A 10,617-nucleotide genomic window follows, 5' to 3' on the forward strand; every position below is an offset into this window, starting at 1 on the left:
ATCACTCATATTCATTGTCTCATGCGCTTCATTAAAGCCTTCGTCATGTTTCACGTGACGATCATCGTATAATGACACTTTTTTATCCCCTGCAATATCACGTATATAAGACAAAGACCACTTTGTATATGCTGGCCAGTCGTCTATAAGATGAGTTATGACTACTGGTTTTTGAGGTTTAACATAATTTTCCAGAAACGCTTTTTTCGAAATGGTATGTATTCTCTCTATTTGTTGTAACTGCATAAACAAGTTATTAGTAACCCTAAAGATAAGAAAAGCCCATTTTTGTTACAAAATGGGCTTTTAAAAATATATCGTTTTAAAAACTACTTGCTTTTGGCAGCAAGCTTTGCTTCTTCATTACGCTCAATTTTGTGATCTGGGCGTCTCCATTTGGGTTTTTCTCCTAGGGATTCATATCGGGAATCAACCGCTTCTACGGTTTCGGGTTGTGCTTTTTTTACAAAAGGTTTTTGAGGATTTAACCCTAACAATTCAAACATTTTCATGTCTTCTCCTACATCTGGATTAGGCGTAGTTAATAACTTGTCTCCAGCAAAAATAGAATTGGCTCCTGCAAAGAAACACATCGCTTGTCCTTCTCTACTCATCTCTGTACGCCCTGCCGAAAGCCGTACTTGGGTTTGTGGCATCACAATACGCGTGGTTGCGACCATCCGAATCATTTCCCAAATAGAAATAGGCTTAATATCTTCCATTGGCGTTCCTGGTACAGCAACCAAAGCATTGATAGGCACCGATTCTGGTTGTGGATCAAGCGTTGCTAATGCTACAAGCATTCCCGCACGATCATCTACTGCTTCTCCCATTCCTATGATTCCACCACTACAAACCGTAACGTTGGTCTTACGCACATTAGATATGGTATCCAAACGATCTTCAAAGGCACGTGTAGAAATCACATCTTTATAATAATCTTCTGAGGTGTCTAAATTATGATTATAGGCATACAACCCTGCTTCTGCAAGTCGTTGCGCCTGATTTTCAGTAACCATCCCCAGCGTACAACATACCTCCATATCCAATTTATTGATGGTACGCACCATTTCTAGAACATCGTCAAACTCAGGTCCGTCTTTTACATTACGCCATGCGGCTCCCATACACACTCTTGAACTCCCAGAGGCTTTGGCACGTAATGCTTGTGCTTTTACATGTTGTACAGACATCAGGTCATTTCCTTCTATGTCGGTATGATAACGCGCTGCTTGCGGACAATAACCGCAGTCTTCTGGGCAACCTCCTGTCTTGATAGATAGCAATGTAGATACTTGTACCGTATTAGGATCGTGATGTAAACGGTGTATTGTTGCTGCTTCATACAGCAACTCCATCATCGGTTTATTATAAATAGAAAGAATTTCTTCTTTGGTCCAATTATGTCTGATCTCACTCATACGTCAAAAATAAGGAAAAGAGGGGTAATGAATTTAATTGTTTTCTATAAATATACTTAAAAAGTCCGCTTTCGCGAAAGCGTATAAAAATCTTATCCATTGGTTTTAAAAATAAAAAACATCCATCATTTGTGTTTTTAGGCTTTCTATTTGGGTAAAAAATTATTTTTTAACAAACTGATTTTAAATACTAAAAATCAGTATATTAGACACATTATTAAAATACTAACTCATTTTAAAAACCAAATCGTTATGTTAAAATCAATGAAAGACCTAGGACAGTCATTAACAAAAGAGCAACAAAGACAGATAAAAGGAGGTTTCGCACCAACTCCTTGTAACACCAACGGTGATTGCTGGAACAGTCATCCTTATTTAGGGCCTGGAGATGTTTCTTGTAGATACAGTTCTTGGAATTATCGTAAAATGTGTCAACTAAACTAGAACTATCTTTTTTAGAAAAAACAAAGGAGCCAAAAAAATTGGCTCCTTTGTTAATTTATGACTTAAAATAATGCCTATTCTTCATCTTCTTTTACCTCTTCAGCATCTTCTGTAGCATCTGTAGGTTTTGGCTGATCTTTTCCTTTTAAATATTCTGGAAGATCCATTCCTGCCATATTAAACATTTCTTGTAATGGTGGCACCGCTCCATACATTCCTGAGATAAAATTGGATGTCGATGTTTTTCCATCTTTTCCGCCTCCATTTTCCCAAACAGTTACTTTATCTATTTTGATGTTTTTGATCGCCTCGGCTTGAGTTGCGACTAACTCGGGTAATTTATCGGCTATTAATAAAAGCACCGCATCTTTAGAGTTATTACCCGCTGCTTTTACGATCTGATCAAGACCTGCTGCTTGCTTAGTAAGGACTTCATACAATCCTTGTGCTTCGGCTTGTGCTTTAAAGAGAATCGCATCTGCCTCTCCTTTTGCACGGCGTCTTATTCTTTCGGCTTCCGCCTCAGCATCTATCTCTACTTTACGCTTATCGATTTCTGCTGGAACGATGATATCTGCTTCTTGAGAAGAACGTTCTCTGTCTGCACGTGCAAGTTCAGCATCTTTTTCAGCCGCATACGACTCTTCCAAGGCTTTAGCGCTTTGTACTTTTTCTGAGGCAATAGCCACACGCTCTGCCTCTGCTTCACGTTGACGACGTAACGAATCTGAGTTTGCCACGGCAATCTTTGCCATGTTTTCTCCTTCGACGGCTTGTGCGTTTGCAGCAGCTACTTGTGTTCGTTCATCCTGAACAGCGTTTGCTTCTCCAATAGATCCATCACGTGTTTTTTCTGCTACAGATTTACGTGCTGCGTTAATGGCATGTGCTGCTGCTTCTTTTCCTAATGCTTCAATATATCCTGATTCATCAACAATATCTGTGATGTTTACGTTGATTAATTTAAGTCCTACTTTCTTTAATTCGCCTTCAACACTTTGTGAAATATTCGTTAAGAATTTATCTCTATCTGAGTTAATCTCCTCAATATCCATAGAAGCGACCACGAGACGTAACTGACCAAAAATGATCTCCATTGCAAGTTCTTTTACGTCCTCCATACGAAGTCCTAACAAACGCTCTGCAGCGTTTTGCATGACACCTGGTTCTGTAGAAATACCTATCGTAAATCGAGACGGTACATTCACACGAATGTTTTGCTTACTCAAGGCATTAATGAGATTTACCTCAATAGACATAGGGGTTAAATCAAGAAATTCATAATCCTGAAAAACAGGAATGATAAATGCGGCACCCCCATGAATACATTTGGCAGACTGACCCCCACTTACTTTTCCATATACAACCAGAATACGATCTGATGGACATCTTTTATAACGACGGATAATGAAAATAAGAATGATAAATAGAAATAGAATGGCTGCGCCAATAGCTATAACTGTTGATATCCCTTCTGTTTGTAATAACAATAGTTTTAACATATATTTTAATTATTTGGTTGGTGATACGATTAAAATTCCGTTTGCCGTCACTTCTTTTACTTGTACGACAGTATTTGTTGTTAGTTCTTCATTTTCATCTGTAAGCGCTTCGAGTTCGCGTAGTGTTCCTTGTACCGTAATTTGCACTTTGCCTAACCTAGAGCGATTGGCTCCTATAGTAAGATATACAGATCCTATCTGCCCGATCGCATTTTTCATGATAAGGGTGCCACTGCTGGTCATTTTACGCATTTGATAAATTAAAAATGCCATTATAAACATCATGGCTAAACCACAGACTGCAGCAAGAAGTACCACAATCCCTTTTGACAATCCCGCTTCTAAAAAAGAAATACCACTCCATCCAAAAATGGTGAAAAAAGCCACCACATTTTTAAAACTTAAAAATTGAAACTCTATTCCTGTATCTGTTTCAATATCTGCATCAACATCTCCATCCATACCATCTGTATCACCACCTAAAAGTGTAGTGACCAGCACAAAAACAAAAAACACAGAAGCAATTAAAGCGATACCCCAAAAGGTCTGTTCAAAACCCGAGAGTGCACTATACCATTCTTGCATACGAAACTTTTTAAAATGATTAGAAATTAACTTTGAAAAGATAGCGACTTTATCTGCGACAGCAAAGCGTTATTTTGATACCAAAATACTCACGGCATTACCTCCAAAACCAACTGCATTTACCAGAATATGTTGGAGCTTTTGGGATCTTGTTTTCTCTTCCAGATATGGAATGCCTATATATTTTTGATGTTGTAACATCTGTACAGCAAGTTTGAGACTTAAAAGCCCACTCGCACCAAAAGTGTGACCTATCTTCCACTTATTTGTAGTTAACAAAGGTTTTTTGTTACAAAAAATCGCGTTGATAGCTTCCATTTCTGATTGATCTCCCTTTACAGTACCCGGTGCATGCATCACAATAGCGTCAATATCTGAAGGATCTCTATCACCTATTGCCATACGCATAGCACGTTGGAAACAACTTCCATTTGCAGAGAGAGAAACGGCGTGTTCCAGCGCTTCTGTTGCATAACCTATTCCTGTAATATACGCTAGCGCATTATCTTTTTTACCCACTTCCAGACAAGCAATACCTGCTCCTTCTCCTAATACCATGGTATTGGAGGTCTTGGTAAAATCCATAGCTTTGCAGTAGTATGGCGACTCATTGATTGAAGGGTCTTTCATATTCTTGGATGAGGATCCCGCTTTTGAGGGAATGAGCTTCATAGCACGCATCTGCGCGATGGTAAAAGGGGTCAATGCTGCCTCACTACCACCTACCAAAAATTTAGACGCCATTCCTGATTGTAACCAAGCGACTCCGTTCAATACGGCGTGTAAAGCTGTACTACAGGTAATAGAATGTGAAATATCTGGCCCTGTACTTTTAAGGTCTTGTGCTACCCAAGAGGCTATATTTCCTAATGTAGTAGAAGGAGAAGTATGGGTTGCTGTTGTTCCTTGCTCCTGCATACTGGCAGACAGTTTCGCGAAAGCGTCATAATACTTTTCAAATAATTGCGTAGCCCCTCTAGAAGATCCTATATTGACGCCAAAATCGCCTTGCTTCCATCCTGATTGTACAATGGCTTTACGGGCTGCTGCGATGGCATATAATACCGAATTATCTAGTCTTTTATAGTGCGTATTTTCTTGTCGTAAGTCATTTATAAGTGCATACGCCTCCTGTGATAATCTAGATACAGGTGCTTGGAATGTATCGTCCCAAGATATCACCGTTTTTGATGTAAGATACGCATCCCATTGTTGGTGGTCTGTAACGCCTAGTGGAGAGATGGAAGCAAGTCCTGTAATAGCAATGGGTGTTTTCAAAAAAGGAATGTTTTTACAAAAATACCATTTCAAAAATCTAGGGAAAACTAAAAAAGGAAGTTTGTTTACCGCTCAACGTAACATATCTCTACTTTGATCTACTTATTAATGAAACTCACTGTAGAGAAATCTATGAGACGAACTCAACATTGTTAGTTAAATTAATCCCGCTTTATAGCGGGATCTAGACACAAAGTTTAGTTCTAGTATATTATTTATTTGGAAATAACTGTTTATTATGGAAGAAGAAATACGTCAAAATTGGTGGAAACGCAATTGGAAATGGGCCCTGCCGTCAGGAGGATGCCTTACTATCTTAATTATTATTGCTATTATCGTTATTACTACATTTAGCTCACTTTCAAAAAGTACTTCTATTATTGCCTATATTAATGTGATCACAGAATTGCAATCAAATACAGAAGTTGCACAAGCTTTAGGGAAGCCTATTGAGATCCGAGATGAAACGTATGACCCTGAATTATCTGTAGATCATTTAGACGTAGAAATGCTGCTTGATGGTCAAAAAGCTGACGGAACGCTTATCGTAAAAGCTGATAAAATAGATGACAAATGGGTGTATACTGTGTGTCTTATTATGGTAAAAGGCACCGATCAAGTAATAGATCTTAAAGACGCATTAAATGACTAACCTAACTCAATAACATATACTCATGAACGACCAAAACGAACTTATTGAACAAAAATCATGGTGGAAGCGTAACTGGAAATGGGTGGTGCCGACAGGAGGATGTCTCACACTTGTTATTTTATTTATCGCTTTTATTGGAACTATCATTTTTGGTGCTACAAAAGTGATGAGTGGCTCAGAGCCGTATCAAGATAGCGTTGCTAAAGCACAAAAAAATGAACAAGTGATTGAACTATTGGGAGAGCCTATAGAAACGGTGGGTATTATGCAAGGAAGCATTAATTTTAGCAATAGTGATGGCGATGCCGATATTAGAATTCCGATTAAAGGACCTAATGGAACAGGAACCATTTATGTTGTCGGTGAAAAACGTAATGATGTTTGGACGTATCGCGAGCAAGAGGTAAGAATAGATCAAAACAACGAAGTGATTGATCTGCTTAATGAAGGGCTTGATAATCTAGAAGAGGATGATTATTAAAGCGTTGTTCATTAGTTCTCGATTGCGCTAGAACAAAGAGAATGATTTTAATGCTTCGACAACCTCAGCATGACAAATTAAAAAACCTCCAACGCCTCTTCTATAGCCTTATAGATTGTATCTAGCTGTGCATCGCTAATTACAAAAGGTGGCAAAATGTAAATTGTATTTCCGAGAGGTCGTAAGGCAACGCCTCGATCCATGAAGTGTTTGAACAGCTGATTACGCAAGCTTCCGTAGCGCTCCATTTTTGTGTTGAGTTCAAAAGCAAATATGACTCCTTTTACGCGTACATTCAAGGCTTTGGGGTGGGTTTTTATTGCTTTCGCGAAAGCGGTATGGCGCTCCTGAATATGCTGAATTTTATGTTGAATTTCTTCACTTACCAGCAAATCAATCCCCGCAATAGCGGCAGCACAGGCGATAGGATTTGCACTGTAGGTATGTGCGTGAAAAAATCCTTTAGATACGGTGTCATCCAGAAACGCATCGTAAATTTCTTGCGTACACGTCGTCAAACTCATAGGCACTAAACCTGCTGTAAGTGCTTTACTCAAGCACATAATATCTGGATAGGTAGCTAGATGTAACGAAGCAAAATGCTTCCCTGTCTTTCCAAAACCTGTCATCACCTCATCTGCGATGGTGATAATATCATGGGCTTTACAGAGCTGGAGAATCGCTTCTAGTCCTGTAGCATGGTGCATTTGCATTCCAGCAGCTCCTTGAACTAAAGGTTCATACACAAAACCTGCACAAGGATGCGTATCGATAATGGTTTGTAATGCCTGTAAAACTTCATCAAGATTATCTTCTTTAGGCGTTGGAATCCGTTCTACTTTTAAAAAATAATCCTCAAAAGGCCCGTTGTATACGGAGAGTCCGCTTACGGACATCGCACCAAAAGTATCACCATGAAAACCATCTTCAAAAGCAATAAGCGTGTTGCGTTTATTATCTTTGTTATGATGGTATTGCAATGCCATTTTAATACCTGCCTCTACTGCCGTGGAACCATTATCATTAAAAAATATTTTCTGCTGATTGTCCGGAAGAATAGCTAATACTTTTTGAGCCAATGTTGTCGCAGGCTGATGTGTAAATCCTGTAAAAACAATCTGATCCAAGGTATTCATCTGAGCAGTGACTTGCTCAATGATATACGAATGGCAATGCCCATACATGGAGGTGTACCAAGAGGCGATTCCATCTATATATTCTTTTCCATCTTCAGCATAGAGGACGGCGCCTTTTGCTCGCACAATAGGGATGGGAGCACTACTGGTTTTATGCTGTGTTAAAGGGTGCCAAATATGTGCTTGATCTATTGCCGAAATACTCATATACTATACTGAATTAATAGCGATACAAATGTAACGAACATCGGCGTAGTCTTTCTTAAATACGAAATTTTTCTACGGATTTATAAATCCTCTAAACGTTCCTTAAATAAGGCAGCATATTCACTGACTACACGTTCATCAAAATAGGGTTCTTCCTCGATACGACCTATGATTGGAACTTGTGTCATTTTTGTAATAATCGCTTCGGTCGTTGGGTGTTCATCACCAGAAAAGATAATCCCTGCGATGGTAAGGTTTCTGCTTTTCAAGGCTTCAACAGTTAATAATGTGTGGTTGATGCTTCCTAAGTAATGCCTAGACACGATAATAATCTTATCTGTAGGTTGGATCAAATCTATAATCGTATCTGTATCATTAAGAGGAACTAAAAGACCACCAGCGCCTTCTATGACCAGACTGTTTGTTGTTTTAGGGCGTTTAATAGCTGATAATTGTATCTCAACTCCATCGATAGCAGCCGCTGCATGCGGACTCATGGGCGTATGTAATACATAGGAGTTATCGTGATATTGCGATATATCATTTGACACTAAATACTTTATTTTATGTGTGTCGCTATTGTCTAACTCTCCAGCCTGTACAGGTTTCCAATAATCGGCTTGTAGGGCTTCAGTGACAATAGCAGAAGCGATGGTCTTTCCTACTTCTGTGGAAATACCTGTTATGAAGTATGTGCTTTTCATTTAAAAAATAGTGTTACAATCATTACAGATATGTTTTGTTTTTTCAAAAAAGGGAAATAACATATAGAAAATATTCTTTCTTTGAAGTGGTGCTATTAATATGCGCGTTGAATTACATTGAGGACAATGGATATCATTACCTTCTTCATCTTTGCTATAGCGCCTTATCCCGTCGTATATAACTCTTGCTTTTTTGAGATCTTCATTATAAACAAGTAGCTTAACACCTCCTACGGCTTGGCTTATTAGAGGATCAGAATCAATTGTTTTTTCATCCATTAAAACGGCGTCTATATCTTCTGCTTCGAGTTTAGATTTTATGACTTGAGCTTCACTAGAGAATTCAAAAACCTCTAGGACTGTATAACTATCCTTCATGATGTTGTTTTAAATTTATAAAAGTAGCTAAAGTCGTTAGAAGTTGAGTGATTTCTACCTCTGTAGTAAAACTGTGTAGGCAAAACCGTAAGCGTTCTTGTCCTTGGGGTACGGTAGGAGAAAGAATAGGTTGTATGTTGTATCCATGTTGGGTAAGCTTTCGCGAAAGCGTTTTCACCCTTTCAACCCCAGGTATAATCATGCATTGAATCGCAGAGGTGCTCTCGATAAAAGAAGATTGAATCCCCAAAGAGGTGACAACTTCTCTAAAGGTTTGAATGTTTTTTTGTAGTTCTTTTATAGCAGAATGCGGTGTCTGGTCTTCACTAAGATAATTATATGCTGCTAAAATAGTGGCTATGGTATGTGGTGGCAAAGCGGTCGTATAGATAAGTGAGCGTGCAAAATTAATGAGATACGTACGCAATTCTTTACTACATACAATAGCCGCTCCGTGTGTCCCCATCGCTTTTCCAAAAGTAACGATACGGGCAAATACTCGCTTTTCTAAACCTATCATCTGTACCAATCCCTGTCCATAAGTTCCTATGACTCCCGTGGCATGCGCCTCATCTACAATGAGATGTGCGTTGTAGGCCTCACAAAGCGTTTGTATGCCTAAAAGATCTGGGCTATCGCCGTCCATCGAGAAAACCGACTCGGTCACGACATAGATTTCTTTTCCTCCCTGTCCTTCCGACATCTCTCTCTTTTGTTTGCTCAATAATTTTTCTAGACTTGATAGATGATTATGAGAAAACTTAAAGGCTTTGGCGTGACTCATCGTGATGCCGTCGCGGATACTCGCATGAATATATTCGTCATACAAAATCACATCGCCTCGTTGAGGCACACTCTGAAAAAAACCAATATTGGCATCATATCCCGAATTGAAAATCAGGGCTGTTTCACTTTCGTGAAAACGTGCGATGGTGTTTTCTGCGATGGGATATAGTGCATGGTTTCCTGAGAGTAATCTACTTCCTGTAGCCCCTTGACTATGAATCCCATATTCCTGAAGAATTTGTGATGCTTTTTCTGAAAGAAGTCCATTTTTAGAAAATCCCAAATAATCATTGGATGAAAAATCAATCAGATCTTCAGATGATTTTAACGTACGCAGCGTCTTATTGGCTTCACGAGCGATTAGTTTTTTATGAAGTTTATGAGGAAGTTTCATTGGGTTGTGCGCGCCATTTATCTATCATTTGTAATCAACCGAAATAGTGACTTTAAATCTATATCCTTTATCAAATAAGGATTATTTAAATATTAGGTTTAATCGTTGCATTTAAGTAACTCAAATATACCTTGAAATTATCATTGAAAGAAATCAACTTAATTATTAAAAAAGAATAATTTATTATTGTTTATCAATAATTTTTATATATTTGTTATCGCAAAACGATAATTATGAAATCACTTTCAATTTTAAAAACGCTTATTAATATCTATTACTATTTAATGTTAATCGCTTTTTCCATAGGGTTAATTACAGCTCCTATTCTATTATTGACTCAAAAAAAATATGATGTTTCATTTCTTGGCAATACAATAGATCTTACTGGAATAGCTATATGGAAAAGTATTATAGCTCTTATTCTTATAGGAGGTATTCTCTTTTTATATTTTAAATCTATAAAAAGAGGTAGTTTAGAAATAACAGAGGTAAAACATGCAAAATGAAATACTACTAGTAGCGGAAGCAGTCTCGAGTGAAAAAGGCCTGCCAAGAGATGCTATTTTTGAAGCTATAGAAATCAAGCTATTAGAATCTACTCCTCCACTCATACAAAACGCTACCGGAACATCTGAACGCATACGTAACT

Annotated in this window: 14 protein-coding genes; 4 read left to right on the forward strand and 10 right to left on the reverse strand. The window is 38.2% G+C overall.

Going from position 1 to position 10,617, the window contains the following annotated elements:
• Both Q0505_RS00005 and bioB read right to left on the reverse strand, forming a co-directional pair.
• Positions 1 to 246: cupin-like domain-containing protein (locus Q0505_RS00005; RefSeq protein WP_299207266.1), on the reverse strand; the 246-nt coding region annotated here is incomplete at its 3' end.
• Positions 247 to 329: 83 nt separating this feature from the next.
• Complete coding sequence (bioB, locus tag Q0505_RS00010; protein WP_299207268.1) at positions 330 to 1,421, reverse strand: biotin synthase BioB; 1,092 nt, start codon at positions 1,419 to 1,421, stop codon at positions 330 to 332.
• A 252-nt stretch (positions 1,422 to 1,673) separates the two neighbouring features.
• Between bioB and Q0505_RS00015 the strand changes: the two genes are divergently transcribed.
• On the forward strand, positions 1,674 to 1,865 hold the full coding sequence (locus Q0505_RS00015; RefSeq protein ID WP_299207271.1) for a hypothetical protein: 192 nt from the start codon (positions 1,674 to 1,676) through the stop codon (positions 1,863 to 1,865).
• Between the two features lie 74 nt (positions 1,866 to 1,939).
• Here Q0505_RS00015 and Q0505_RS00020 read toward each other — a convergent pair whose 3' ends face one another.
• From Q0505_RS00020 to Q0505_RS00030, 3 genes are all read right to left on the reverse strand, one after another.
• Positions 1,940 to 3,367 (reverse strand): flotillin family protein, encoded by a 1,428-nt coding sequence (locus tag Q0505_RS00020; RefSeq protein WP_299207274.1) that lies wholly within the window; start codon positions 3,365 to 3,367, stop codon positions 1,940 to 1,942.
• Positions 3,368 to 3,376: 9 nt separating this feature from the next.
• The gene (locus Q0505_RS00025; RefSeq protein ID WP_299207277.1) at positions 3,377 to 3,952 is read right to left on the reverse strand and encodes a hypothetical protein; all 576 of its coding nucleotides are present in this window, start codon (positions 3,950 to 3,952) and stop codon (positions 3,377 to 3,379) included.
• A gap of 69 nt (positions 3,953 to 4,021) precedes the next feature.
• Positions 4,022 to 5,230: a beta-ketoacyl synthase N-terminal-like domain-containing protein gene (locus Q0505_RS00030; protein WP_299207280.1), complete on the reverse strand. Its 1,209-nt coding sequence runs from the start codon at positions 5,228 to 5,230 to the stop codon at positions 4,022 to 4,024.
• A gap of 238 nt (positions 5,231 to 5,468) precedes the next feature.
• Between Q0505_RS00030 and Q0505_RS00035 the strand changes: the two genes are divergently transcribed.
• Together Q0505_RS00035 and Q0505_RS00040 are read left to right on the forward strand one after the other, a co-directional pair.
• A complete protein-coding gene (locus tag Q0505_RS00035) occupies positions 5,469 to 5,882 on the forward strand; it encodes a cytochrome c oxidase assembly factor Coa1 family protein (protein ID WP_299207283.1) in 414 nt (137 codons plus the stop codon).
• Positions 5,883 to 5,904: 22 nt separating this feature from the next.
• Entirely contained in the window at positions 5,905 to 6,363 is a 459-nt protein-coding gene (locus Q0505_RS00040; RefSeq protein ID WP_299207287.1) for a cytochrome c oxidase assembly factor 1 family protein, read from the forward strand.
• A gap of 77 nt (positions 6,364 to 6,440) precedes the next feature.
• On the opposite strand, the gene bioA is transcribed toward Q0505_RS00040, so the two are convergent.
• The 4 genes from bioA to Q0505_RS00060 form a co-directional block, all read right to left on the reverse strand.
• On the reverse strand, positions 6,441 to 7,706 hold the full coding sequence (gene bioA / locus Q0505_RS00045; RefSeq protein ID WP_299207290.1) for an adenosylmethionine--8-amino-7-oxononanoate transaminase: 1,266 nt from the start codon (positions 7,704 to 7,706) through the stop codon (positions 6,441 to 6,443).
• A gap of 80 nt (positions 7,707 to 7,786) precedes the next feature.
• Positions 7,787 to 8,410: a dethiobiotin synthase gene (gene bioD / locus Q0505_RS00050; RefSeq protein ID WP_299207293.1), complete on the reverse strand. Its 624-nt coding sequence runs from the start codon at positions 8,408 to 8,410 to the stop codon at positions 7,787 to 7,789.
• Entirely contained in the window at positions 8,411 to 8,788 is a 378-nt protein-coding gene (locus Q0505_RS00055) for a DUF2007 domain-containing protein (protein WP_299207296.1), read from the reverse strand.
• On the reverse strand, positions 8,778 to 9,968 hold the full coding sequence (locus Q0505_RS00060) for an 8-amino-7-oxononanoate synthase (protein ID WP_299207299.1): 1,191 nt from the start codon (positions 9,966 to 9,968) through the stop codon (positions 8,778 to 8,780). Before Q0505_RS00060 ends, Q0505_RS00055 begins: the two co-directional genes overlap by 11 nt.
• 233 nt (positions 9,969 to 10,201) lie before the next feature.
• Here Q0505_RS00060 and Q0505_RS00065 point away from each other — a divergent pair, with 233 nt between their 5' ends.
• Positions 10,202 to 10,474, forward strand: coding sequence for a hypothetical protein (locus Q0505_RS00065; protein WP_299207302.1), 273 nt, complete (start codon positions 10,202 to 10,204; stop codon positions 10,472 to 10,474).
• On the opposite strand, the gene Q0505_RS21380 is transcribed toward Q0505_RS00065, so the two are convergent.
• Positions 10,442 to 10,609, reverse strand: coding sequence for an asparagine synthase-related protein (locus tag Q0505_RS21380; protein ID WP_366519353.1), 168 nt, complete (start codon positions 10,607 to 10,609; stop codon positions 10,442 to 10,444). The genes Q0505_RS00065 and Q0505_RS21380 overlap by 33 nt on opposite strands.
• Positions 10,610 to 10,617 lie beyond the last annotated feature (8 nt).

Origin of the sequence: uncultured Dokdonia sp., assembly GCF_937910895.1 — a bacterium.
Taxonomy (GTDB): domain Bacteria; phylum Bacteroidota; class Bacteroidia; order Flavobacteriales; family Flavobacteriaceae; genus Dokdonia.